At 68.4% G+C, this 23156-nt stretch carries 19 protein-coding genes and 2 pseudogenes; 8 read left to right on the forward strand and 13 right to left on the reverse strand.

The window, feature by feature from the left end; genetic code table 11:
- Nucleotides 1-66: 66 nt before the first annotated feature.
- Together ASF41_RS10455 and ASF41_RS10460 are read left to right on the forward strand one after the other, a co-directional pair.
- The gene (locus ASF41_RS10455; protein WP_056492980.1) at nt 67-1383 is read left to right on the forward strand and encodes a glycerate kinase; all 1317 of its coding nucleotides are present in this window, start codon (nt 67-69) and stop codon (nt 1381-1383) included.
- Nucleotides 1384-1669: 286 nt separating this feature from the next.
- The gene (locus tag ASF41_RS10460; RefSeq protein ID WP_056222876.1) at nt 1670-2125 is read left to right on the forward strand and encodes a DUF1036 domain-containing protein; all 456 of its coding nucleotides are present in this window, start codon (nt 1670-1672) and stop codon (nt 2123-2125) included.
- A 317-nt stretch (nt 2126-2442) separates the two neighbouring features.
- On the opposite strand, the gene ASF41_RS10465 is transcribed toward ASF41_RS10460, so the two are convergent.
- Nucleotides 2443-3297: a helix-turn-helix transcriptional regulator gene (locus tag ASF41_RS10465; protein ID WP_056492983.1), complete on the reverse strand. Its 855-nt coding sequence runs from the start codon at nt 3295-3297 to the stop codon at nt 2443-2445.
- A gap of 99 nt (nt 3298-3396) precedes the next feature.
- Here ASF41_RS10465 and ASF41_RS10470 point away from each other — a divergent pair, with 99 nt between their 5' ends.
- A complete protein-coding gene (locus ASF41_RS10470) occupies nt 3397-4299 on the forward strand; it encodes an SDR family oxidoreductase (RefSeq protein ID WP_056492986.1) in 903 nt (300 codons plus the stop codon).
- A gap of 59 nt (nt 4300-4358) precedes the next feature.
- Here ASF41_RS10470 and ASF41_RS10475 read toward each other — a convergent pair whose 3' ends face one another.
- On the reverse strand, nt 4359-4730 hold the full coding sequence (locus ASF41_RS10475; RefSeq protein WP_056492989.1) for a VOC family protein: 372 nt from the start codon (nt 4728-4730) through the stop codon (nt 4359-4361).
- Between the two features lie 67 nt (nt 4731-4797).
- On the opposite strand from ASF41_RS10475, the gene ASF41_RS10480 reads away from it, so the two are divergent.
- Complete coding sequence (locus ASF41_RS10480) at nt 4798-5247, forward strand: MarR family winged helix-turn-helix transcriptional regulator (RefSeq protein ID WP_244479614.1); 450 nt, start codon at nt 4798-4800, stop codon at nt 5245-5247.
- A 957-nt stretch (nt 5248-6204) separates the two neighbouring features.
- Entirely contained in the window at nt 6205-7641 is a 1437-nt protein-coding gene (gene pyk, locus ASF41_RS10485) for a pyruvate kinase (protein WP_056223036.1), read from the forward strand.
- Nucleotides 7642-7680: 39 nt separating this feature from the next.
- Here pyk and ASF41_RS10490 read toward each other — a convergent pair whose 3' ends face one another.
- From ASF41_RS10490 to ykgO, 3 genes are all read right to left on the reverse strand, one after another.
- Nucleotides 7681-8661, reverse strand: coding sequence for an alpha/beta fold hydrolase (locus tag ASF41_RS10490; protein ID WP_056492992.1), 981 nt, complete (start codon nt 8659-8661; stop codon nt 7681-7683).
- A 6-nt stretch (nt 8662-8667) separates the two neighbouring features.
- A complete protein-coding gene (locus ASF41_RS10495; protein WP_056492995.1) occupies nt 8668-9273 on the reverse strand; it encodes a tetratricopeptide repeat protein in 606 nt (201 codons plus the stop codon).
- Nucleotides 9274-9350: 77 nt separating this feature from the next.
- Nucleotides 9351-9476 carry a type B 50S ribosomal protein L36 gene (gene ykgO, locus ASF41_RS10500; RefSeq protein ID WP_056222898.1) on the reverse strand — a complete coding sequence of 42 codons (126 nt, stop codon included), beginning with the start codon at nt 9474-9476 and terminating at the stop codon, nt 9351-9353.
- 375 nt (nt 9477-9851) lie between these two features.
- On the opposite strand from ykgO, the gene ASF41_RS10505 reads away from it, so the two are divergent.
- Nucleotides 9852-10271 (forward strand): PilZ domain-containing protein, encoded by a 420-nt coding sequence (locus ASF41_RS10505; protein ID WP_244479615.1) that lies wholly within the window; start codon nt 9852-9854, stop codon nt 10269-10271.
- A 114-nt stretch (nt 10272-10385) separates the two neighbouring features.
- Here the strand turns inward: ASF41_RS10505 and hpnH are convergent, their stop codons facing one another.
- Entirely contained in the window at nt 10386-11549 is a 1164-nt protein-coding gene (gene hpnH, locus ASF41_RS10510) for an adenosyl-hopene transferase HpnH (protein ID WP_055951783.1), read from the reverse strand.
- A 611-nt stretch (nt 11550-12160) separates the two neighbouring features.
- Here hpnH and ASF41_RS10515 point away from each other — a divergent pair.
- The gene (locus tag ASF41_RS10515; RefSeq protein ID WP_056493001.1) at nt 12161-14833 is read left to right on the forward strand and encodes an MMPL family transporter; all 2673 of its coding nucleotides are present in this window, start codon (nt 12161-12163) and stop codon (nt 14831-14833) included.
- Nucleotides 14834-14929: 96 nt separating this feature from the next.
- Here the strand turns inward: ASF41_RS10515 and hpnK are convergent, their stop codons facing one another.
- The 5 genes from hpnK to ASF41_RS10540 all read right to left on the reverse strand — a co-directional run bounded on the left by hpnK (nt 14930) and on the right by ASF41_RS10540 (nt 20345).
- Nucleotides 14930-15766 carry a hopanoid biosynthesis-associated protein HpnK gene (gene hpnK / locus ASF41_RS10520; protein ID WP_056493004.1) on the reverse strand — a complete coding sequence of 279 codons (837 nt, stop codon included), beginning with the start codon at nt 15764-15766 and terminating at the stop codon, nt 14930-14932.
- A 115-nt stretch (nt 15767-15881) separates the two neighbouring features.
- A complete protein-coding gene (gene hpnJ, locus ASF41_RS10525) occupies nt 15882-17312 on the reverse strand; it encodes a hopanoid biosynthesis associated radical SAM protein HpnJ (protein WP_055951775.1) in 1431 nt (476 codons plus the stop codon).
- Nucleotides 17313-17369: 57 nt separating this feature from the next.
- On the reverse strand, nt 17370-18548 hold the full coding sequence (gene hpnI / locus ASF41_RS10530; RefSeq protein ID WP_056493066.1) for a bacteriohopanetetrol glucosamine biosynthesis glycosyltransferase HpnI: 1179 nt from the start codon (nt 18546-18548) through the stop codon (nt 17370-17372).
- A gap of 106 nt (nt 18549-18654) precedes the next feature.
- Nucleotides 18655-19266, reverse strand: a complete 612-nt coding sequence (locus ASF41_RS10535) for a phospholipid-binding protein MlaC (protein ID WP_056351231.1) — start codon at nt 19264-19266, stop codon at nt 18655-18657.
- Nucleotides 19257-20345, reverse strand: a complete 1089-nt coding sequence (locus tag ASF41_RS10540; protein WP_056493007.1) for a flippase-like domain-containing protein — start codon at nt 20343-20345, stop codon at nt 19257-19259. The genes ASF41_RS10535 and ASF41_RS10540 overlap by 10 nt, the downstream gene beginning before the upstream one ends.
- A gap of 263 nt (nt 20346-20608) precedes the next feature.
- Between ASF41_RS10540 and ASF41_RS10545 the strand changes: the two genes are divergently transcribed.
- Nucleotides 20609-21736: an amidinotransferase gene (locus tag ASF41_RS10545; RefSeq protein WP_407067271.1), complete on the forward strand. Its 1128-nt coding sequence runs from the start codon at nt 20609-20611 to the stop codon at nt 21734-21736.
- Nucleotides 21737-21793: 57 nt separating this feature from the next.
- On the opposite strand, the pseudogene ASF41_RS26610 reads toward ASF41_RS10545, so the two are convergent.
- Together ASF41_RS26610 and ASF41_RS10550 are read right to left on the reverse strand one after the other, a co-directional pair.
- Nucleotides 21794-22141 (reverse strand): annotated as a pseudogene (locus ASF41_RS26610) (sugar transporter); the annotation flags it as partial.
- Nucleotides 22137-23156, reverse strand: a pseudogene (locus ASF41_RS10550) (polysaccharide biosynthesis/export family protein); the annotation flags it as partial. The pseudogenes ASF41_RS26610 and ASF41_RS10550, both read right to left, overlap by 5 nt.

Raw genomic sequence — 23156 nt, forward strand, 5'->3', positions numbered from 1 at the left:
GCACAACACTCCGGAGGAGAACCACCGGGCCGCCTTCGCGATCGACCACCGGAATACGGAAACGCCATGACCGACTCCCCCTCGACCGAGACCGCCTCGACCGACGCCCGCCGCGCCCTCCTCCTCCACTGCCTCGACGAGGCCATCGCCGCCGCCCACCCGGCGCGCTGCCTCGTGCCGCACCTGCCGGCGCCTGGACAGGGCCGCCTCATCATCCTGGGGGCCGGCAAGGCCGGCGGCAGCATGGCGGCGGTGGCGAGCCGGTTCTACCGGGAGGAGCACGGCGTCGATCCGAGCCGCATCGTCGGCCTGGCGGTCGCCCGCCACGGCTACGGCGAGGAGGCGCCGATGATCCGCATGGTCGAGGCCGGGCATCCGGTGCCGGACCAGGCCGGCATCGACGCCACCATCGACACCCTGAAGATCGCCGCCGATGCGGGGCCGGACGACGACGTGCTGGTGCTGCTCTCCGGCGGCGGCTCGGCCAACTGGATCGCCCCGGCCGGGGAGCTGACCCTCACGGAGAAGCAGGCCATCACCAAGGCCCTGCTGCGCTCCGGTGCGCCGATCAACGAGATCAACTGCGTGCGCAAGCACCTCTCGCGGATCAAGGGCGGCCGCCTCGCCATGATGGCGCGCAACGCCCGCTCGATCCTGACGCTGGCGGTCTCCGACGTGCCCCACGACGACCCGGCGGTGATCGGCTCCGGCCCCACCGTGCCGGATCCGACGACCCTGGCCGATGCCCGCGCGATCTGCGAGCGCCGCGGCATCCCCCTGCCCGAGACCGCCAAGGCGTTGCTGAACGATCCCGCTAACGAGACCCCGAAGGCCGGCGACCCCGCCTTCGCCCGGGCCGAGTACCGCATCATCGCCCGGCCCATCGACGCCCTGGAGGCGGCCGCCGCCGCCGCCGCCGCGGCCGGCTACGAGCCCGTGATGCTCGGGCCCGACCTCGAGGGCGAGGCCCGCGAGGTCGCCGCCGAGCATGCCCGCATGGCCCTCGACCTCGCGGGCGCCGGCCGCAAGGTCGCGCTCATCTCGGGCGGCGAGCTCACGGTGACGATCCGCGGCGAGGGCTATGGCGGCCCGAACCAGGAATACGCCCTGGCGCTGGCGCTCGCGCTGGAGGGCGCGCCCGGCATCCTCGGCATCGCCGCCGACACCGACGGCACCGACGGCGGCCGTGGCGAGGCCACCGACCCGGCCGGCGGCCTGGTCGACCCGACCACGCTGGCGCGCGCCCGCGCCGCCGGGCTCGATCCCGCCGCGATGCTGGCCGACAACGATTCGACGAAGTTCTTCGCCACCATCGGCGACCTCGTTCAGCCGGGTCCGACACGCACCAATGTCAACGATTGCCGCATCATCCTCGTCGGCTAGGGCGTTCGCGCGCCTGATGGGACGCACGCGTTTCCAGTCCCGACCCGCGCGCGTTCCCCTCTCCCCTTCGCGGGAGAGGGTGGCCCGCGAAGGGGGTCGGGTGAGGGGAGCGCCTGACTCGGAGGGGGCGCCCTCTCTCCCGCCTGCCCCGCAGGCACCCTCCCCCGCCGGGGGGAGAGGGACGAACCCGTGCCTGGACCGGCGCTCGTCGGAAATGGATCCCACCGCGCCGAACGTCTCGCCTGACCGGAGCGGGAGCCCTGTTCGGCTCGACGCCCGAGCTCCGATGGACCGCCCCCGGCGTGTCGGCAGCGCGCAGCGGGCCTTCGCGGGCGCGTCCCTCCTGGCCGTCACGCTGCTCCCGGTGCCCGCCCGGGCCGACCTGCGCATGTGCAACCAGACCGCCAGCAAGGTCGGCATCGCGCTGGGCTACCGCGATCCGCAGGGCTGGGTGACGGAGGGCTGGTGGGACGTGGCGCCGAAGGTCTGCGAGACGCTCCTGAAGGGCTCCCTCGCGGCGCGGTTCTACTACGTCTATGCGGTGGACTACACGCGCGGCGGCGAGTGGAACGGCCGCTCGCTGATGTGCACCAAGGACCGCGAATTCACGATCCGCGGCGTCGAGGACTGCCTCGCCCGCGGCCTCGACCGCAACGGCTTCTACGAGGTCGATACCGGCGAGCAGAAGAGCTGGACGATCCAGCTCACCGACCCAAACCAGCCGGTGGCGCCGACGCCCTGAGGCGTGGCGGGGGTTCGGCTATGGCGGGTTCCGGTCTCACGCTGGAGATCCGGTTCGTCTCGGGGTGTATGGCCTTTTTTCCAAGCCTCCTGCTGCTGGTTCGGCTGGGATCGACAGCAAGCGGCGACTTTGGGGGCCATGAGCGGACGGTCCGTCTTCGACCCACCCCAGTTGTACACGTCCGCGTCGGTGCTCCCCGAGAGCGGTGATTCGCCGGACGTCCGGCTGCTTCGGTTCGAGGTCGTCAGCAGACCCTGGCCTTTCCCCTTGAAGCGGACGTTCCGCCTCTGACCTGACAGTCGATGTCGACTGCGCAGCTACCGTGACGGGTCTGCGGGGATGCTCTCACCGGACCGGGCATCGACCAGCCTGCGGATCTGCTCCCTGACGGACGGCGTGGTGGGGTTGTAGACGATCAGGCCGAGATCGGGGCGACCGTCGACAGCGAAGGACGAATATTCCAGCTCGATGGCGCCGAGGATCGGGTGCTTCAGCCGCTTCGTCCCCTCACCGTGATGGTGCACATCGTTCTCGCGCCACAGCGACGCGAAGTCCTCGCTCGTCCGGCACAGTTCCTCGACCAGCGCGCCAACCTCGGACGCCGCGCCAGCGCGGGCGGCGTCCGCACGGAACGCTCCGACCACGTACCGGGCCACGCTGTCCCAGTCGTGCTGGATCGCGCGCACATGGCTGGAGCCGAACATGCGGCGCAGGATGTTGCGCTCGCCCGGCGGGACCGTGTCCCAATCCGTCAGCACAACGGCAGCCGCCTGGTTCCACGCGACGACGTCCCAGGTGGCGGTCTTGATCAGCGCCGGGCTGGTCTCCAGCGTGTCGAGCAGCCGCTGCAGCCGGGGCGTGATCCCTTTGGCGGCCGCGTAGCGGACCTCCGGCGGGCGTCCGAGGCCGAGCATGAACAGGTGCTCGCGCTCGGCATCGGTCAACATCAGCCCCGCGGCGATGCGGTTCAGCACGTCCGCGGAGGGCGCGCCGCCGCGGCCCTGCTCAAGCCACGTGTACCACGTCGCACTGATGTTCGAGCGCTGGGCGACCTCTTCCCGGCGCAGGCCCGGCGTCCGCCTGCGGCCCGCGAACCCGAAGGAGGACGGGTCCAGCTTTGACCGACGGTCCCGCAGATAGGCGCCGAGGGGGTTCTCCGAGCCGGCCGGCATGGCGATCCTGTGAGCAATTATACCCTGATACGGTCACGTATTTTATGGTGTCGGGCGCTGCGGGAAAGAGGGTCTCCCTCATGACGCGGACGAACACACATGCGCGTATTTCTCACTGGCGCCACCGGCTTCATCGGCTCGGCGCTCATCCCGGAACTCGTCGCCGCCGGGCATCAGGTCATCGGGCTGACACGGTCCGAGGCAGGTGCGGCGGCGCTGCGGACGGCGGGGGTCGAGCCGCATCGGGGCGACCTCACGGACTCGGACAGCCTGCGCGAGGGAGCCGCCCGGGCCGACGGCGTGATCCATGCCGCGTTCGATCATGACGACTTCTCGGACTTCGTCGCCAACTGCGAGAAGGACCGGCGGGCCATCGAGGCCCTCGGTTCTGCGCTCAAGGGCTCGGACCGGCCCCTGCTCATCACGTCCGGCGTGGCGATGGGCTGCCCGACGCCCGGCCGTCCCGCCACCGAGGACGTCTTCGACCTGGACCACCCGAACCCCCGGGTCGCCTCCGAGCGGGCGGGTGCGGCGTTGCTGGACGCGGGCGTCAACGTGTCGGTGATGCGGCTCCCGCAGGTACACGACACCGTGAAGCAGGGACTCGTGACCTACCTCGTCGCCCATGCCCGGGCCAAGGGCGTTTCCGCCTATGTCGGGGACGGCGCGAACCGCTGGGCGGCGGGACCGAGGCGCGACGTCGCCCGCCTCTACGTGATGGCCCTGGAGCGTGCCGAGGCGGGGGCCCGGTACCATGCCGTCTCCGAGGAGGGCGTCCCGCTCCGGGCCATCGCGGAAGCCGTCGGCCGGGGCCTTGGCGTCCCGGCGGTCTCCGTGGCGCCCGACGCGGCCGCCGCGCATTTCGGATGGCTGGCGGGGTTCGTCGGGGCCGACATGACGGCGTCGAGCGCACTGACGCGGTCCCGCCTGGGCTGGCAGCCGAACGGCAGGGGCCTCATCGCCGACCTCGACGCGAGGGATGACGCCCGCGGGACGGCGTGAACCACTCCCGTCCGCCCGTACCGTCCGCGACGGTCGGGCGTCCGGATGGCGCGCTCCGGCTATGGCCGTGCGACGGTGTGCGGCGTGATCGTGTAGCCGAACGGGTCACGGAACGCGAAGTAGCGGCCGAACGGCCCGTCCTTGGGCGGAAAGACGATCGTCGTGCCCTGCTGGGCAAGGTGATCGTGCAGGGCGTCGGCGTCGTCGCAGCCGAACCAGATGGCGATGCCCCGGCCGAGGTCTTCCGTGTCCCCCAGGTCGATCACGGGCGTGCGGACGGCGAACGGGATGGGCTTGGTGTCGAAGACCACGGCGCCGGGCGGACTTTGAGCGGCCGCCTTCAACCCGACGACGTCCGTGTAGAAGGCCCGCGCGGCCTCGATGTCGACGACCTGGATACCGATGAAATCCGGTCCAATGAGATGAGGCACGATGGGTCTTCCCTAAGCCGACGCTCGACGCTATTGTCAGGGTCCTGATACATATAAGGGCACTGATATGTCAAGCGAGGCCGCCGTGTCCGGCATGGGTGATCCGTACGAGACCGTCGGGTTCGCCTTGAAGCAGGCCCAGCACGCGCTCCGCGTCCGTCTGGACGCCGAGCTTCGTGAAATCGGGCTGACCATGCCTCAATACGCGGTCCTCGCCTGCCTTCAGGGCAAGGCGGGCGCGTCGAACGCCACGCTCGCGAGGACCGCCTTCGTCACCCCGCAGACGATGCAGGCGATCCTCGTCGCGCTCGAGCGCAACGGCTTCATCGTGCGGACGGCCCACCCCGAGCACGGGCGCGTTCTGAAGACCGAACTGACGGCGTCGGGTCGCGGCATCTTGGACAGGGCTTCCGGGATCGTGACCGATACGGAAGATCGCATCCGGACTGCCGTGGCGCCCCTCGACCCCCGTATCGTCACCGCGACGCTACTCCGGATCGCGGAAGCGCTTCGTTAGGCGGCGCACTTCCGCGCGGGTCGAACGTCCGGTCCCGCTGTCCCACGTCTCGATGCAGACCGGCGGAAAGCGACCGATTCCAGCCTTCGGTTCTGACTCTACCCATTGCCACGACGCGGACTTTTCCGGGGCGCAGCGGGTTGAGACGAGCCCAAGCGTCGGCCCATGACAGTGCCCATCCGGGAAGGGTCCGTTGAGTCGCAGGACACGACTCGATCGATCCCACCCCGGTACGGGCCGCCATCAGGCTGGCCACCGACGGTATCGCGACAAGCGTCCGCCATCGATCACGGCCAGGAGGCCGCACGAATTTCTTGACAATATTCCTATTGTATGCTCTTTTGCCGTCACTCGCCTCCCCCGATGGGATGCCCGCTGGCGGACCGGGTCGGCGGGTTTGGGAGGAGGAGACGGCGCCCGTGTCGATGGCCCGGTTTCGCCATCGCCCCGGGCGGCACCGCGCGACGCAAGGTGTTCCGGATGGAGGGCCGTTTCGGCGGCCCGGCATCTGGGGCATCCCCAGACAACGGACGGCCCGCCCACTACGAGGCGGGTCCGGGGCCTTGGGCCATGATCAGCCGGCCGCCGGGGCCGTCGATCCCGCAAGGGATCGGGGCACCGGAGGGGGGCCGCCACAAGCCGAGTCGCCAGCGCCGTAGACAGACGTCGTGACGTGACGGGTTCGGGCCTCCGGGGCCGGGCCCAGGGACGCCGGGGAACCGGCTTTCGTTCTGTTCACGTGGTTTCGCGGCGTCCCGCGTCTCCCGCCATGGATCCCCCGCGCCGGAACCGGCGGCGGGGCCGCGCGCGCATGCAGGCAGCGCAGTGCGACGGCGTCCGTCGGGCGCCGGCACGGTCCGGCGTTCTTGACGCGCCGGCCCCATCGGTGCTTGTGGCCCTTCGCTCAACGCCGGTCGTCCGAAACCGGCGAGGCTGGTATTGGGGATGGAGACCACAGTGAAACGTTCACGCCGCACGAAGATCATCGCGACCCTGGGCCCGGCCTCCGACACGCCGGAGATGATCGAGAAGCTGTTTCGCGCCGGCGCGGACGTCTTCCGTCTCAACATGAGCCACCTGCCCCGCGAGAAGCTGCCCGAGAAGATCGAGGTCATCCGCACGATCGAGCGCGAGCTCAAGCATCCGATCGCGATCCTCGTCGACCTCCAGGGGCCGAAGCTGCGCGTGGCCGCCTTCGCCGAGGGCGCCGCCATCCTGCAGAACGGCGCCACCTTCGTGCTCGACAGCGACCCGACGCCCGGCGACGTCTCGCGGGTCTACCTGCCCCATCCGGAGATCCTCTCGGCCCTGGAGCCCGGCCACGTCGTCATCATCGACGACGGCAAGCTGCGGCTGACGGTGACCGAGGTGTCCGAGGGCCGTGCCGTGACCCGCGTCGAGATCGGCGGCCGCATCTCGAATCGCAAGGGCGTCTCCCTGCCCGACACGGTGATTCCCGTCGCCGCCATGACCGAGAAGGACCGGGGCGACCTCGAAGCCGGCCTCGCGGCAGGCGCCGACTGGATCGCCGTCTCCTTCGTGCAGCGTCCCGAGGACGTGGCCGAGGTGAAGAAGGTCGCGGCCGGCCGGGCGCTGGTGATGGCCAAGATCGAGAAGCCCCAGGCCCTGACCCGCCTGGAGGAGATCATCGAGATCTCCGACGGCCTGATGGTGGCCCGCGGCGATCTCGGCGTCGAGATGCCGCTCGAGCAGGTGCCCGGCGTGCAGAAGCGCATCACCCGCGCCTCGCGCCGCATGGGCAAGCCGGTCGTGGTCGCGACCCAGATGCTCGAATCGATGATCACCGCCCCGGTGCCGACCCGCGCTGAGGTCTCCGACGTCGCCACCGCCGTCTACGAGGGCGCGGATGCGGTGATGCTCTCGGCCGAGAGCGCCTCCGGCACCTTCCCGATCGAGGCCATCTCGATGATGAGCCGGATCGCCGAGCAGGTGGAGCGGGATGCCCTCTACTGGACCATCCTCACGGCCCAGCGCTCCGAGCCCGACGCCACCGCCTCCGACGCCATCGCGGCGGCGGCGCACCAGATGGTCGACGCCCTGAACCTCACGGCCATCATGGCCTGGACGCATTCCGGCTCCACCGCCCTGCGCCTCGCCCGCTCCCGGCCCAACGCAACCATCATCGCGCTGACGCCCAAGCGCGAGACGGCGCGCCGCCTCGCCCTGTGCTGGGGCACGCACCCCATCGTCACCAAGGATGCGAGCGACGTGGACGACATGGCGTTCCGGGCGGCGAAGTTCGCCGTGCGCGAAAACTTCGCCGAGATCGGCGGCCGGATCATCGTGGTGGCCGGCGTGCCGTTCGGGACGCCCGGCGCGACGAACCTCGTGCGCATCGCCTTCGTCACCCGCGAGCACGCGGCGAAGGCCTGACCCGGCCGGGGGCGCGCCGGGCTCCGGGCCCGACGCGCCTCAGGGAGCGGGCAGCGATTCGGCGAGGCGCACGACCTCGTCGACCACGGCCTGCGTGGCGACGACGTGGACCATGTGGCCGATCCCGGGCAGGACCACGAGCCGGGCCCCCGGGATCAGGCGTGCGAGCGGCCTCGCGTGCCGGTCCGCCGGGACGATGCCGTCGCGGTCGCCCGTGATGATGACGGTCGGCGCGGTGATGCGGTCGTAGGCGGCGCTCTGGCGCGTCAGGGCCTCCGGCAGCGCCATCAGGTCCTGGACGTTGGCGAGCATCGTGGCCGGACGCAGGAGCAGCGCGGCCCGGCTCGCTTCCAGGTAGCCGGCCGGCGCCTCCTGGGGCCGGAACACCGACCGGCCCGCCGGCGCCAGGTAGTAGAGCCCGATCGGCGTCGCCACCGTCCGGCTGAGGAGCCAGGTCACCGGCGGGACCAGGGCCAGCCGGTAATACCAGGGGATCGGTCCGAGCGCGGGCAGCGGCATCACCGCCGGCGCGAGGAGGACGAGGCCCGCGACCCGATCGGGATGATCCAGGGCGAGCGCGGTCGCCAGGGCGCCGGCCCAGGAATGGCCGACGATGAGGGCGGGCCCGACACCGAGGTTCGCCAGGGCCTCGGCGATCGCCGCGGCCTGGGCCTTCGGCGTCGCCATGGCGCCGCCGGTCAGGCGGTCGCTCCAGCCGAAGCCCGGCCGGTCGAGAGCGACGACGCGGAACCCCTCCGCGGCGAGGCGGCGGCCGAGATCCGCCATCGGGTCGGCCGCGTTGGCCGAGGCCCCGTGCAGCAGAACGACCGTACCCCGGACGGACGGGTTCGGACCGGCCTGGATCGTGCCGATGCGCCCGCCGGTCACCGACGCGAACGGTCCGGCCGGGGGATAGCGCGCGTCGATCCGCGCCGCGATCAGCAGGGTGACGCCCGCGGCGACGAGCGCGAGGACGACGCCGCCAGCCAGGAGGCCGGCGATCAGCTTGAGCAGGAGCATGATCGGCTACAGGTCGCGGCCGTCGACGTCCGGCGACAGCCGGTCGATGGCCTGCTGCAGCCGGTCCATCCGGGGATACAGCGCCGCCGCCCGGCGGAAGGCCTCCAGGGCGCGGCGCTTGTCGTCAAGGGTCTGGTAGATCCGCCCCAGGGCCGCCCAGGCCTCGTAGTGACGCGGCTCCAGCACGAGGGTGCGCTGCAGGTCCGCGATCGCCGCGGAGGGGTCCGACAGCATCCAGAACACCGTCGCGCGCCGGTTCCAGCCCTCCGACCATCCGGGCTCCAGGGTCGTCGCCCGGTCCATCAGCTCGATCGCCAGGGGGAGATCCTGACCGGACATCGCCTGCCGCGCCCGCTCGGTGAGCAGGTCGGCCGTGGCGCTGCCGGATCGGCCCAGGCGCTGCTCGATCAGCCGTGCGATGCCCTTCGCCTCGGCCTCGTCGCCCGCCGCCTTCAGCCGAGCGTAGAGGTTGTCGAGGGTCAGCGGCTGCGCCTTCTTCGGCGGCGGCGCCTCCGGCGTCGGCCGGGCTCCGGCGGGGACAGCGAGGAAAACGCAGAAAGCCGCGACGAGCGCGGCTTTCAGGCAGGATCGATGCGGAGAGGGTCGCGACATGGTCGGAGCTTCCTCGCCCCGGATCGCGACGTCAACGTGCGCGCTTGCCGCGTCTGGCGGCCAAGCACCCCGTGGCCTCAGCCCTGGCGGGCCTTGAAGCGCTTCTGGGTCTTGTTGATGACGTAGACGCGGCCCTTGCGACGCACGATCTGGTTGTCGCGGTGACGGCCACGGAGGGACTTGAGGGAGTTGCGAATCTTCATCGGTCTCACGTCGGTCGGGAACGAGCCCGCCGCCTGTCCATAGGGTCTCGGGAACGAGGCACCTGACGGCGGCCTCGGCGATGTGTCGATGCATCGCGGAAAGGCGGTTGCCTTATCAGGATTCGCGCCGGCAAGGCAAGGCGTCCCGCCCTATTCCGGATCGAAGCTTTGCCGGAATGGGCCGTTCAGGTCGCGTGGAGGCTTGATCACGGTCGGGTTGCGCTCTGCGCACCGTCGCCGACCTCCCCGGCCGTGACCGCCCGCGACGCGCCGCCGACTCATCGCCAAGCGGAGCGTGCGGCGGGCGATATCCGTCTGTAAAGACTTCCGCTGCTAGCATGCGCCGACGCGCACGGTGCGCAAAGACGGAACCCCGTGACGACCCGCATGGAGCAACCCGAATCAGCGGCGCCGATCCCGCGGCGCGAGGAGCGCAGCCCGACAAACTGGATCGCGACGATCCGGTTTCGGGACGGCACCGAGATTCCGTGCAGCGTGAAGGACGTCTCGAAATCGGGCGCACGAATCTGCGTCGGTGCGAGCCAGGCGCTCCCGCCCGTCTTCCTGCTCCGGATCATCGGGCGGGACTTCCTCTGCCTCGTCCGGATCGCCTGGCGGCGCGGCGACTATGTCGGCGTGCGCATCGAGCGCGTGGGCAAGCTGCCGCAACCCACATCCGTCACGACAGCGGCCGTGCCTGTGCCGGCGGCCCAGACAGACATCCCCACCCCGGAGGAGATCGCCAGCGGCGGAATCGGCGTCCCGTCCCGGAAGCGCGGCATCTCGGCCTTTTAAGGCGCCTGCCGCGAGTTTCCCCGCGCAGCCAGCACCCGGGCGACAACGAAAACCCCGCCCTGCCGAAGCAGAGCGGGGCTTTCACTGTTCGCGGATGGCGGCGCCGAACCTGGATCAGGCGGCGCTGCGGTTGCGGGCTTCGCGCTTGGTGTCGACACCCGAGGCTTTGATCTCGGACAGCTTCTGGGCAACGTTGCGCGAGAACACGAACTCGGCCGGACGCTGGTTCTCCAGGCTGACCTCGGGGGCCATCTCGCCCTCGGTCTTGATGCCGCGGAGGGCGTGCACCAGGGGCTTCCAGGGCTTCTTCACGGAGTCGACGACCGAAGAGGCCTCATAGCCCGAATGGACCATGCAGTCGGCGCACTTCTCGTAGTTGCCGGTGCCGTAGGAGTCCCAGTCGGTCTCCTCCATCAGCTCCTTGAAGGTCGCCGCGTAGCCCTCGCCGAGGAGGTAGCAGGGCTTCTGCCAGCCGAACACGGTGCGGGTCGGGTTGCCCCAGGGCGTGCAGTGGTAGGTCTGGTTGCCGGCCAGGAAGTCCAGGAACAGGCCCGACTGCTGGAAGGTCCACTTCTCGCGACCCTTCTCCTTGCCGTGCCGGAACACGCCGCGGAAGAGCTCCTTCGTCGCCTTGCGGTTCAGGAAGTGCTTCTGATCGGGCGCCCGCTCGTAAGCATAGCCCGGCGAGACGGTGATGCCGTCGATGCCCATCTTCGTCACGCTGTCGAAGAAATCGGCGATCTTGTCGGCGGACGAGTTGTTGAAGAAGGTGCAGTTGATGGTGACGCGGAAGCCCATCTCCTTGGCCTTCGCGATCGCCGCCACTGCCTTGTCGTAGACGCCGCGCTGACACACCGACTGGTCGTGCATCTCCTTGTCGCCATCGAGATGGATCGACCACGTGAAGTACGGGCTGGGCTTGTACTCCTTTATCTTCTTCTCGAGCAGAAGCGCGTTCGTGCAGACGATGGCGAACTTCTTCTGCGCGATGATGCCCTCGACGATCTGGGGCAGATCCTTGTGCAGCAGCGGCTCGCCGCCGGCGATCACCACCACGGGTGCACCGCACTCGCGCACGGATTCCAGCGCGTCGGCGACCGGCAGCCGCTTGTTCAGGATCTCGTCGGGGTAATCGATCTTCCCGCAGCCGGCGCAGGCAAGATTGCAGCGGAACAGCGGCTCCATCATCATCACGAGCGGGTAGCGCTTGCGACCAGTGAGGTGCTGCTTCAGGATGTAGCCGCCAATCTTCGCGACGTACCGGATAGGGATGCCCAAGACGCGGCTCCTTGTTGTTGGCCCCGATGTATCGGGCTGCTTAGCGTGAAAAAAGGCCAAATTCCAGCGAGCTAGACTGGAACCAATCCGAAAGGCTCCGAATGGATGCCGTTCGCGCAAGTTCTCCGGGTGCTGCAACAATCCGGCCACAGACGGTGACCCGGACCCTTCGGTCAGCCGGAACGCTCCGGCGGCATATAGCTCCGCCGGAAGCGCTTATTCCTAATCCTTGGCTGCATGCCTGGGCCGCAGCTTGGCTGTTCGTCACCGCTTGTCCGATCCAACAAAGCTTGGGTCGTGGAGATGTGCGGTGCGAAAGCGCACGCCTGGACGAACCGGAGACTGATCGATCCGTTCGCGTTGCATTACAGACATTTGCTCGCTAGGTGAGCGCCACGGTGAAGCAAATTCGTGTGAGCGATGCGATTCGTTCGATGATCCGAGGACCGTCGCTCTCCGGCCGATCGCGCGCCGGATTCGGGTTTTGCACCAACAGGTGATAACCGGCGTCACAAGACAGATCGATTCCCGTCCCGTGGCCGTACTGGCCTCGGCGCCCACATGTGGCGCGGCCGGGCGGCAATCGGATCGCTCAGGCAGGTAGGATACTCGTGATCGAACGGCTCGTCGCGTTTTCCGTCCAGCGTCGCTGGTTGGTCATAGCTCTCGTCGCACTCGTCACCGTGGCAAGTGCCGGTGTGGCGGCTCACCTCTTCAAGATCAATACCGACGTCGAGCGGTTGATCGACAAGGATGTGCCCTGGCGACAGGACGAGATCAACTACGAGAAGGCCTTTCCGCAACGCACGGGCACCCTCGTCGCGGTCATCGACGGCAAGACGCCCGAGGAGGCGGAGGAAGCGGCGGCCGAGTTCTCGGCGGCCCTCGTCAGCCACAAGGACATGATCGAGTCGGTCTACCGTCCGGACGGCGGTGCCTTCTACGAGAAGAACGGCTTCCTCCTGATGTCGCAGGAGGAGCTGACCAAGACCACCGAGCAGCTCGTGCAGCAGCAGGGTCTGCTGGGTCCGCTGGCCGCCGATCCGTCCCTGCGCGGTATCATGCGGGTGCTGGGTCTCGGCGCACGCGGTATCAAGAGCGGCGATGCCAAGCTCGAGGATCTCGAGCGGCCGATGACGCAGATCGATGCGACCGTGCGCAAGGTGCTGGCCGGCGAGCCGGCGCGGATGTCCTGGCAGATGCTCCTGTCGAACGGGCAGACGCAGAGCACCGATCTGCGCAAGTTCGTGATGATCCAGCCGGTGCTGGACTACAACGCTCTGCAGCCCGGCGCGAACGCCACCGAGGTGGTGCGCAAGGTCGCTTCCGATCTCAAGATCAACACCCTGGGTGGTTCTGAATTCGCCGGTGCGCCACGCATGCGGCTGACCGGTCCCGTGGCGGTGGCGGATGACGAATTCGCCACCCTCTCCGAAGATGCGCTCCTGAACTATAGCGTCACGGTCGGGGCGATCGTCCTGTTCCTCTGGCTCGCCCTGCGCTCCGCGCCACTGATCGGCGCCGTGCTGATCACCACCTTTGCGGGCCTCATCGTCACCGCCGGCCTCGGCCTGCTGATGGTGGGCGAATTGAACCCGATCTCGGTGGCGTTCGCGGCGCTCTTCGTCGGCCTCGGCATCGATTTCGGCATCCAGTTCGCGGTCCGCTACCGTGCCGACCGCTTCGAGCAGCCCGACCTCCTCTCGGCCATGCGGGCCGCGGCGCACGGAGTCGGCTGGTCGCTGACCCTGGCGGCGATCTCCCTGATCGCCGGCTTCTTCGCGTTCCTGCCCACCGCGTTCCGCGGCGTCTCCGAGCTCGGCCTCATCGCCGGTGTCGGCATGATCGTGGCCTATCTGTTCGCCCTCACGCTGCTGCCCGCGCTCATCGCGGTGTTCAAGCCGAAGGGCGAGCGCGAGGCCGTCGAGACCACCTGGCTCGCCGGCGTCGACCCGTGGATCATCCGCAACCGCAAGCCGATCCTGATCGGCGTCGGCGTGATCACGCTGGCGGGCACTCCGCTTCTCTTCAAGCTGCCTTTCGACTCCAACCCGATGCACCTGCGCAGCCCGAAGGTGGAGTCGATCTCGACCTATCTCGACCTGATCAAAGATCCGGCGACCAGCCCGAACATCATCGACGTGATGGCGCCCTCCGTGGAGGCTGTCCCGGCCCTGGCCGACAAGCTCACGAAGCTGAAGTCGGTGGCCAAGGTGATCGACATCAACACCTTCGTGCCGCCGGATCAGGACCAGAAGCTCGCGACCATCGCCGAGACGGCGCAGCTCCTCGGTCCCGTGCTGAATCCGGGCCGCAAGCCGCCGCCGCCCACGGATGCGGACAACGTCAAGGCGATCAAGGAGGCGGTCACGGCCCTGCGGGGCATCGCGTCAGGTTCCGATGCACCAGGCGCGAAGGCGGCGGGCGACCTCGCCACCGACCTCGACAAGCTCGCCGCCGCACCGGTCGGCACCCGTGAGGCCGCCAGCGTCGCGCTCACCACCGACCTGAAGACGCTGCTGACCCGCCTCTCAGGGCTCCTGAACCCCGAGAAAGTTACGCTGGACAACCTGCCGCCGAAGCTCAAGGCCGAGTGGGTCGCCGCCGACGGACGCTCGCGGATCGAGGTCCACCCGAGCGGTGACGCCAACGACAACCGCGTCCTGCGGAACTTCGCCAAGGAGGTCCAGAGCGTTGCGCCACACGCGACCGGGGCTCCCGTCGCGACGACCTCGTCGAGCTACACCATCCTCGGTGCGTTCCTGCAGGCCGCGATCACCGCCCTGGTTCTGATCTTCATCATCCTGTCGGTGGCGCTCCGGAAGCCGTGGGACGTGGCGATGACCCTCGGGCCCCTGGTGCTGGCGACCCTGTGGACGCTGATGGCGCTGCACATCGTCGGGATGCCGCTGAACTTCGCCAACATCATTGCGATGCCGTTGATGCTCGCCGTCGGCGTGGCCTTCCACATCTACTACGTCATCGCCTGGCGGGCCGGCGTCACCGACATGCTGGCCTCCAGCCTGACGCGGGCGATCTTCTTCTCGGCCCTGACCACCGGCACCGCCTTCGGCTCGCTGGTGCTTTCCAGCCATCCGGGCACGGCCAGCATGGGCAAGCTCCTTGCCCTGTCGCTGTTCTTCACCCTGGTAGCCGCGTTCTTCGTGGTCCCGGCCTTCCTTGGCCCACCGCCCAAGCACCCCGATCCGAAGCGCCCCGAAGGCGACGCAGCCCTGCCGCCGACCGCACGGGCTCAGACGGTGGAAGCCGTTCCCGCGAAGTAGGTCGCTACTCTCAAAGCAAAACGAAAAACGGGCGCGGATCGAATCCGCGCCCGTTTCCGATCCGGAAGCGCGATCGGCGACGGGCCGTTCGAACCCTCAGGTCAGAAAGTCCGAGAACCCGCCACGCGGGATCCCGGCGACGGCCGCCGAACTTTCCGGAGCGATGAGCGCGTCGCGCTCGGCCGCGTAGGCATAACCCGGAGCCTCGCCCGGGAACCCGCCCCCGGTCGCCGGGTGGGTATAAAGTTCGGTGAGACCGTCCGGCAGATGTGTCAGAAGGCCCGCCACACGGGCCGGCGTCATTGCTCCCGACCAAGCGAGACCAAGCGTCCGATCGGGTATCAGGAGGCCGGCCTGGCGTGCGCGGACCGCGAGGAGCGCGGCCCAGGGTGCCGTGTCCAGGGCCGCCTTCGCCTGCGTCCCCGGCTCGGCCGCCCGCAGGACCGCCCGGGTCTCCCGCGGGACGCGGATCGCCCGCATGCCGTGCCGAGCGCCGGCCGCCAGGACGAGCCCGGCGATCAGCGGGTGCACGTGGAAGTGCTTGTGGGCGTTGACGTGGTCGAGGGACAGGCCCGTCGCCGCATAGGCGCGGAACTGCGCCTCGATCTCGGCAGCGAGCTGTCGGCGCGCCGATGCCTTCAGCGCGAGATCCAGACCCAGCCGACCCATATCGCTGCGAATCTGCCCGTCCGACCCGACGAGATCCGGCAGTTCGGCCGGCGGCAAGGTCGGCCAAGCCTCCACCATCACGAGATGCAGACCGACCCGCAGGGACGGCAGGCGCTTGGCCCGTTCCACTGCATCAGCGGCGGCCGGCGCCGAGACCATCAGACTCGCGGCAGTGAGGATACCGTCGCGGTGGGCCTGCTCCACCGCCTCATTGACCTGAAGGCTGAGGCCGAAATCATCGGCCGTGACAACCAATCGCTTCATACAGCGGCTCCGGTTGGCGGACGAGATCCCCGTCCGCGGCTGGGGACCTGAACCCCGAAACGCGAAACGGCCGGGCTTTCCAGCCCGGCCGTCTCACATCGAACTGGCGTCGCGCTCAGGCGGCGGCGCTGGTCTGACGCTCCTTAAGGAAGCGGTAGAACTCCACGCCCTCGCGCAGGCGACGCTTCATCATGTCGGGGGACCGAACCATCTCGGAGACGATCGAGGCGATCTTCGGCGCACGGAAATAGAACTTCTTGTAGAATTCCTCGACGGCCGCGAAGATTTCCGTATGCGACAGGTGCGGATAGTGAAGCGGCGCGATCTGAACGCCGTTCTCATCCACCAGTTCAGCATTCTCGACGTCGAGCCAGCCGTTCTCGACGGCCTGCTTGTAAAGGAACGTGCCGGGATAGGGCGCGGCCAGCGAGACCTGGATCGTGTGCGGGTTGATGCGCTTGGCGAAGGCAATCGTCTCCTGGATCGTCTCCTTCGTCTCGCCCGGGAGGCCGACGATGAAGGTGCCGTGGATCGCAATACCGAGTTCGTGGCAGTCCTTCGTGAACTTCTCGGCCACCTCGACGCGCATGCCCTTCTTGATGTTGTTCAGGATTTTCTGGTTGCCGGACTCGTAGCCAACCAGCAGCAGGCGCAGGCCGTTATCCTTCAGGACCTTCAGGGTCTCGCGGGGCACGTTCGCCTTGGCGTTGCACGACCAGGTCACGCCGAGCTTGCCGAGCTCGCGGGCGATCTCCTCGGCGCGGGGCAGGTTGTCCGTGAAGGTGTCGTCGTCGAAGAAGAACTCCTTCGTCTGCGGGAATTCCTTCAGGCAGTACTTGATCTCTTCGATCACGTGCGCGACCGAACGGGTCCGGTAGGTGTGGCCGCCGACCGTCTGCGGCCAGAGGCAGAAGGTGCAGCGCGACTTGCAGCCACGGCCCGAATAGAACGAAATGTAGGGGTGCTTCAGGTAACCGATGAAGTACTTCTCCATCTCGAGGTCGCGCTTGTAGACCGACGTCACGAACGGCAGCTGATCCATGTCCGTCATGATCTCGCGGTCCTCGTTATGGACCACGACGCCATTGGCATCACGATAGGACAAGCCCTTAATCTCGGACATCGGGGTGCCGTCGGCGACTTCCTTGACGGTGAAGTCGAACTCGTTGCGGGCACAGAAATCGATGCAGGGGGCCTGCGCCATGGAGCCGGCGGCGTCCACCGCCACCTTTGCGCCGATCAGGCCAGCGATGAGCTTCGGGTTTGCGGCCTTCAGCGCCTCGACGGTCTTCACATCAGACTTGAACGACGGAACCGAGGTGTGAAGCACCACGAGATCGAAATCGTGCGCCTGCGCGACGATTTCGTCGAGTTTGATGTTGTGCGGCGGGGCGTCGATCAGCTTCGAGTTCGGCACCAGAGCGGCCGGCTGAGCGAGCCAGGTCGGATACCAGAACGACTTGATCTCGCGCTTGGCCTGGTAGCGGGAGCCGGCGCCGCCATCGAAGCCGTCGAAGGTGGGGGCCTGCAGGAAGAGGGTGCGCATGGGGTTCAAGGCCTCAGCGAGATCAGGGGAAAGATGAAACGAGGGTCGAGGCGAAGGTCAAAGCGACGATGCACCAGCATCGCGGCCGAGCGTCGTCTCCGGGATCAAGGTACCGTCTGCAACCACGCGATAATCATGGCCCTTCCATGTCACCGCACCTGAGACGAAGCTCCAGGTGAAGTTCATGAAGGAGAGGATGTCACGTATCGGCAACAGCCAGTAGGGGTGCGCGGCGAGGCCGAAGGCACGTTCCAGCCGGACGCACAGGACGATGCGGCAGGCGAGTGCAAAGGCGGCGACCGCGAGGGCAGTGGTGCCAGCCCCGGGAATCAGCGCGCCGATCAGGGCCAGCGGAAAGGCGTGCGTGACGAACGAACCGGCGTATCCGGCCGGATCGACGTTTCGGATGGTGCGGTTCCAACGCAGCTCGTGGCTCCACAGGCTCGCCAAGTCGGTATCGACGCAGGTGTGCCCGATGCTGAAGCTCGGGATCGCCACGAGGCCACCCTGCGCGCGCAAGGCCTCGCCGATGGCATAATCGTCCGCGAGATCGTCCCGAAACGCCTCGAAGCCGCCGATCGCCGCCAGCGCCTTCGTGCTGAAGGCGATGGTCGAGCCGAAGCACGGGTTGGCGAGGCCGAGGGACGTCCCCATCACCACGTTGGGGAGGAACTGGACATCGATGGCGAGCGCAGAGAGGTGGGCCCAGATGCCCCGATGCGCCGGTACGCCGTGATAGAGGCAGGTGACGCCGTTGACGCCCGGCTGGCTCAGCGCAGCGACGATGCGGGCGAGGTAATCCGGCTTCACCACCATGTCGCTGTCTGCGAGGACGACGACGTCATGGGCGATGCGGGCCGACATGTTGATCAGATTCGAGACCTTGCGGTTCGAACCGTGTTGGCGGGCGTCGATCACAAGATCCAGGCGAGCCGCCGGATAGGTGGCCTGCAGGCGGCGGACCACCGGGATCGCCGGATCGGCGGCGTTCTGGACACCGAACACGATCTGGACCGGCGCCGGATAGGCCTGTTGACAGAACGTCTCGAGATTCTCGTAGAGGTTCGGCTCGATCCCGCAGAGGGGCTTGAGGATCGTGACCGTCGGGACCGTGGATCCGAGCTTCGGCTCGGGCTTCCGCGCGAACCGCGTGGCCAGGGCAGCCGCCGTCAGGCCGTAGAAGCAGCCGACCAGGGCGATCAGCGGCAAAAGGTGCGAGAGCCAGGTCAGGTCCATGAAGGGCATCGCTCGGTCACGGGTCTCGTGAGAGTGCCGCGGTAGCGAGCGGCGCGAATCGTCGAAGGCGGGGAGAGGAACAAAGTCCGGCGTGTTTCACCCGACTCTAAGGCGCTGGTTTGACGGCGAGCATTCCCGTGGTGCGATCGCGCATGAATGTGAGGAGGCCGTCCGCACCGCCGGTCTTCAGCGGCTCGGCGAAACTGCCGCGCAGGCTCGCCACTTCGCTGACGTTCCCGTTGAGATAAACGTCCTGCACCCGGTTGCCGGAACCGACCAGGAAATCGACCTGGGAGGTGTCGCCGTCCTTGTTGGCGACTTCGGTCTGGACGACGCGGTTGGCACCCCGCGCTTCGCTCTGCGGTTTCACCGTGAACTTGCCGCCGGCCGCCTGCGCGAGTCGTGTGGCATAGGTCGCGGTGAAGTATCGGCCGAAGGCCTCGGTCAGCGCGCCCTGCTGCTCCGGCGTGAAGGTCTTCCACTTCGGTCCGGCGGCCAGGCGGATCATGGCCGGGAAATCGAAGGTCTCGCTCAGGGTGGGACCGATGCTGGCCGCACGCGCCCCGACATCCTTCGGAGCCTCCTTCAGGGCCGCTTCGAAGGTCGTATAGATCTTGCTGATCGACTCCACCGCGGCATCGTCCGCCGCGCGCGCGGTCGGGCTCAGGTGCAGCAGGCCGAAGAGGAGGGCTGCGAGAACGACGCGATTCAGGCGCACTTCTTGAGATCTCCCAGATCGGCCTCGGCGCGAGCGCGGCTGCCGAAGTCATTGGCGAGCACCGGGACGAGAAGGTCGTGCCGCAGGGCGGGTTCGGCCCGCGCCTCCGCCGCCACCGGCTCGACGGCCTGGGTGCCCTCCAGGGCATGCCAGGCGAAGAGGCCGGGAACACCCACCAGAAGGTCGGCGAGACGCTTGACCAGGGACAGCGCCAGGGCCGCCTCGGCGGGGATGCCGAAGATGGCGCAGAGCGCGATGAGGCCGCCCTCCTGGGCGCCGAGGGCGCCCGGGACCGCGAAGGCCGCGCCGCGAACCGCCTGGGCGAGGCTCTCGATCACCACCGCCTCGACGATGCTGACCGGATAGCCCATGAAATGCAGGGCGACATAGACCTCGACCGTGCCGATGAGCCAGCCGATCAGATGGATGCCGAGGCCACCGGCGACGCGGCCGCGGTTGCCGTAGAGACGCTTCAGGCTGTCGTAGAGTACGTCGATGGCGCCGAGGGCCCGCCATTCGCGCGAGCCGGCGAAGCGGCTGACCAGGGCCTGGATGACCTGATGGCCGCTCCGGCGCTGGATCAGGTAGAAAGCGCCGAGGGCGGGCGCCGCGAGGGCGAGACCGCCCGCCACCGTCCGGACGATCGGACCATCGCCGGCGATCCAGACCAGGAGCAGGACGCCCGCGACGGTGAACAGGAATTGGGTGACCGCCTGGGTCATCAGGTCGACGAACATGCTGGCGCCCGCGATTCCGCCGGGCACACCGCGCTTGGTCAGGAGCCGGGCACCGACGAAATCGCCGCCGACCTGGGCCACGGGGAGGAGCGTGTTGATGCCCTCACGCACGAAGCGCAGGGTCATGCAGTCCCAGAGCGTCGGGCGCGCCGCTGCCGGAAAGATCACGAACCAGCCGAGGCCGGCCCAGGCCACCGCGACGGCGCGTGCGACGACCACGATCAGGGCACCCCAACCGGCGCTGACCACAGCAGCCGCGACGTCTTCCAGTCCCGAGGACAGGAACAGGCCGACGACCGTGCAGAGACCGGCGATCAGGGCCAATGTCGTGAGACGTTTCATGGGCCCCTTTCGGCCAGCAGCACAGCGAATCGCAGCTTAGATCCGCCGTGTTTCCGACCGGAAAAAACCGTCGGAAACGGTGAACGTCTCCGGAAGTTGCAGCTTTGGGAACCGTTGTCTATCACCCCGGAGACACAGTCAGAACCAAAGCGGCACAGGGCGGAAGGCCCGAGAATCAGCCGTCGGGGCGGACAGGGGAATGGAATTCGATGGACCGCGAATCACACATCACGACCGGTGAGGTCGTGCACGACGACGCGCAGATGGAGCGCTACGCCGGAAGCGCCTACGGGGCGACCCGCGATCCCGCGCCGAGCTCTCCGGTCATGGCCTGGAACGAGTGGGACCCGCTGGAGGAGGTCATCGTCGGAAGTCTCGACGGTGCGACCATTCCGACACACCACCTGACGGTCATCTTCAACCTTCCGCGAGCGGCACAGCCGTTCTATCGCTTCGCGTCCGGGTTCCGGTACCCGAAGTTCATGAAGACGCTCGCGCAGAAGGAGCTAGACAACTTCATCTCGATCCTGGCCGGCGAGGGCGTGAAGATCCGCCGTCCCGACTCGCTCGACTTCTCGCGGAAGTACAAGGCGCCGCGCTGGTCCTCCCGCGGCTTCTGCGTCGCATGCCCGCGCGATCCGTACCTCGTGATCGGCGACGAGATCATCGAGAGCCCGATGTGCTGGCGCTCGCGCTACTTCGAGGGTGATGCCTACCGCTCGCTGTTCAAGGAGTACTTCCGGAACGGTGCGCGCTGGACCTCGGCGCCCCGGCCGCAGCTCACGGACGAACTCTACAACTACGACTACCGGGTGCCGAACCTGAAGGCCGGCGAACCGATGCAGTTCACGGTCAACGAGTTCGAGCCGGTCTTCGACGCCGCCGATTTCGTGCGCTGCGGCCGCGACATCTTCGTGACGCGCTCCAACGTGACCAACCTGATGGGCATCGAGTGGCTGCGCCGCCACCTCGGCTCCGGCTTCCGGGTCCATGAGATCGAGAGCCGCTGCCCGCAGCCGATGCACATCGACTCGTCGTTCATGCCGCTGGCGCCCGGCAAGGTGCTGGTCAACCCGGACTACATCGACGTCGAGAAGCTGCCCGCCGTCCTGAAGAAGTGGGACGTGCTGATCGCGCCCCGGCCCGATCCCGTCGAGGGCTTCATGAGCAAGATCTCGATGTGCTCGCCCTGGACGTCGATCAACGTCCTGGCGCTCGACGAGAAGAAGATCGTCGTCGACGCGAGCCAGCCGACACTGATCAAGGCGCTCAAGGATTGGGGGTTCGATCCGATCCCGGCGCCGTTCTTGTCCTACGGCCCGTTCGGTGGTTCGTTCCACTGCGCCACGCTGGACGTCCGCCGCCGCGGCACGCTGAAGTCCTACTTCTAGGATCGGGTACGTCGGTGAACGAAGGGAGGGGGCGCAGCGAGCGCCCCCTTTTTCGTGTCAGCGCGAGACGCTGTAGACCGACGCCGCCGCCGAGACCGGTGCGGTGACGGTTGAGAAGACGGAGAGGACCTTCTGGACCTCGGTGAAGGGGGCGTTGGAGACGTAGACGAGGTCGCGGTTGCGCATGCGGAAGGCCTGGGTCAGGAACAGGCTGTTGGGGTCGCGCATGTTGATCCGGTAGACCACCGGCACCAGGGGCGTGCCCAGCAGGGGGCTGCCCGGCTTCAGGCGCCGCACCACAGCGGCCGGCTCGAAGCGGAAGATGAAGGTGCCCGAGGGATCGGCCTGGAAGTCGGACAGGCCGCGCGCCTTGGCCAGCGCCTGGGCCAGGGTGATGCCCTGAGAAGACGGAGAGGACCTTCTGGACCTCGGTGAAGGGGGCGTTGGAGACGTAGACGAGGTCGCGGTTGCGCATGCGGAAGGCCTGGGTCAGGAACAGGCTGTTGGGGTCGCGCATGTTGATCCGGTAGACCACCGGCACCAGGGGCGTGCCCAGCAGGGGACTGCCCGGCTTCAGGCGCCGCACCACCGCGGCCGGCTCGAAGCGGAAGATGAAGGTGCCCGAGGGATCGGCCTGGAAGTCGGACAGGCCGCGCGCCTTGGCCAGCGCCTGGGCCAGGGTGATGCCCTCGGCCTGGAACGGGATCTCGGTGGAGTTGCCCAGCGCGCCCACCGCCAGGAAGGTCTGGGGATCGCGCACCAGGGTCAGGGTGTCGCCCGGGCGCAGGAAGATGTTCTCGACCGGGTTCGACACCACCGTGGTCAGCGGCACCGTGGCGGTCTGCTGGCCCCGCGAGAGCCGCACGAAGGTCTCGTTGACCGGCGCGCGCACGCCCCCGGCGGTGGCGACCACGTCGAGCAGGCGGTCCCCCTTGCCCGAGAGCGGCACCCGGGCCCCGGCCACGACCTCGCCGGTGACGGTCACCGTCTGGGACACCGCCTTGGTGACCGAGACCAGYACCTGGGGCTGGATCGCCTTGCCGGCGAGCTCGGTCTCGATCAGGGCCTGCACGTCCTGGGGCCGGCGCCCGGCCACCTGGATGCGCCCGGCATAGGGCACGCTGATGGCCCCGTCGCGGGGCACCACCTGCTCGGGGATGAGGGCGGACTTGGAGCCGGCCGAGAAGCGGTCGGCCACCAGGGGCCCGGAGAACAACCCGCCCGAGCCAGCCTCCCAGACCGAGACGGCCACGTAGTCGCCCACCCCGATCACGGGCTCRAGGGAGGGGCGCCGGTCCCCGAAGGAGGCCAGCAGGCTGTCCAGCGCACGCCCGCGCAGCGCCTCGATCGTGGCCGCCGACAGGTCCACGATCTCGTAGCGGGCGAACGTCCCCTCGCTCGTGGACACGTCCGCCCCCTC

Origin of the sequence: Methylobacterium sp. Leaf111 (assembly GCF_001423285.1) — a bacterium.
In the GTDB taxonomy this organism is placed as follows: domain Bacteria; phylum Pseudomonadota; class Alphaproteobacteria; order Rhizobiales; family Beijerinckiaceae; genus Methylobacterium.

Excerpts from the sequence above, each read along its gene's own strand:
- ASF41_RS10455 (WP_056492980.1), top strand. The coding sequence starts at position 67 with ATGACCGACTCCCCCTCGACCGAGACCGCCTCGACCGACGCCCGCCGC.
- ASF41_RS10460 (WP_056222876.1), top strand. The coding sequence starts at position 1,670 with ATGGACCGCCCCCGGCGTGTCGGCAGCGCGCAGCGGGCCTTCGCGGGC.
- ASF41_RS10465 (WP_056492983.1), bottom strand. The coding sequence starts at position 3,297 with ATGCCGGCCGGCTCGGAGAACCCCCTCGGCGCCTATCTGCGGGACCGT.
- ASF41_RS10470 (WP_056492986.1), top strand. The coding sequence starts at position 3,397 with ATGCGCGTATTTCTCACTGGCGCCACCGGCTTCATCGGCTCGGCGCTC.
- ASF41_RS10480 (WP_244479614.1), top strand. The coding sequence starts at position 4,798 with ATGTCAAGCGAGGCCGCCGTGTCCGGCATGGGTGATCCGTACGAGACC.
- ASF41_RS10490 (WP_056492992.1), bottom strand. The coding sequence starts at position 8,661 with ATGCTCCTGCTCAAGCTGATCGCCGGCCTCCTGGCTGGCGGCGTCGTC.
- ASF41_RS10495 (WP_056492995.1), bottom strand. The coding sequence starts at position 9,273 with ATGTCGCGACCCTCTCCGCATCGATCCTGCCTGAAAGCCGCGCTCGTC.
- ykgO (WP_056222898.1), bottom strand. The coding sequence starts at position 9,476 with ATGAAGATTCGCAACTCCCTCAAGTCCCTCCGTGGCCGTCACCGCGAC.
- hpnK (WP_056493004.1), bottom strand. The coding sequence starts at position 15,766 with ATGAAGCGATTGGTTGTCACGGCCGATGATTTCGGCCTCAGCCTTCAG.
- hpnJ (WP_055951775.1), bottom strand. The coding sequence starts at position 17,312 with ATGCGCACCCTCTTCCTGCAGGCCCCCACCTTCGACGGCTTCGATGGC.
- hpnI (WP_056493066.1), bottom strand. The coding sequence starts at position 18,548 with ATGGACCTGACCTGGCTCTCGCACCTTTTGCCGCTGATCGCCCTGGTC.
- ASF41_RS10540 (WP_056493007.1), bottom strand. The coding sequence starts at position 20,345 with ATGAAACGTCTCACGACATTGGCCCTGATCGCCGGTCTCTGCACGGTC.
- ASF41_RS10545 (WP_407067271.1), top strand. The coding sequence starts at position 20,609 with ATGGAGCGCTACGCCGGAAGCGCCTACGGGGCGACCCGCGATCCCGCG.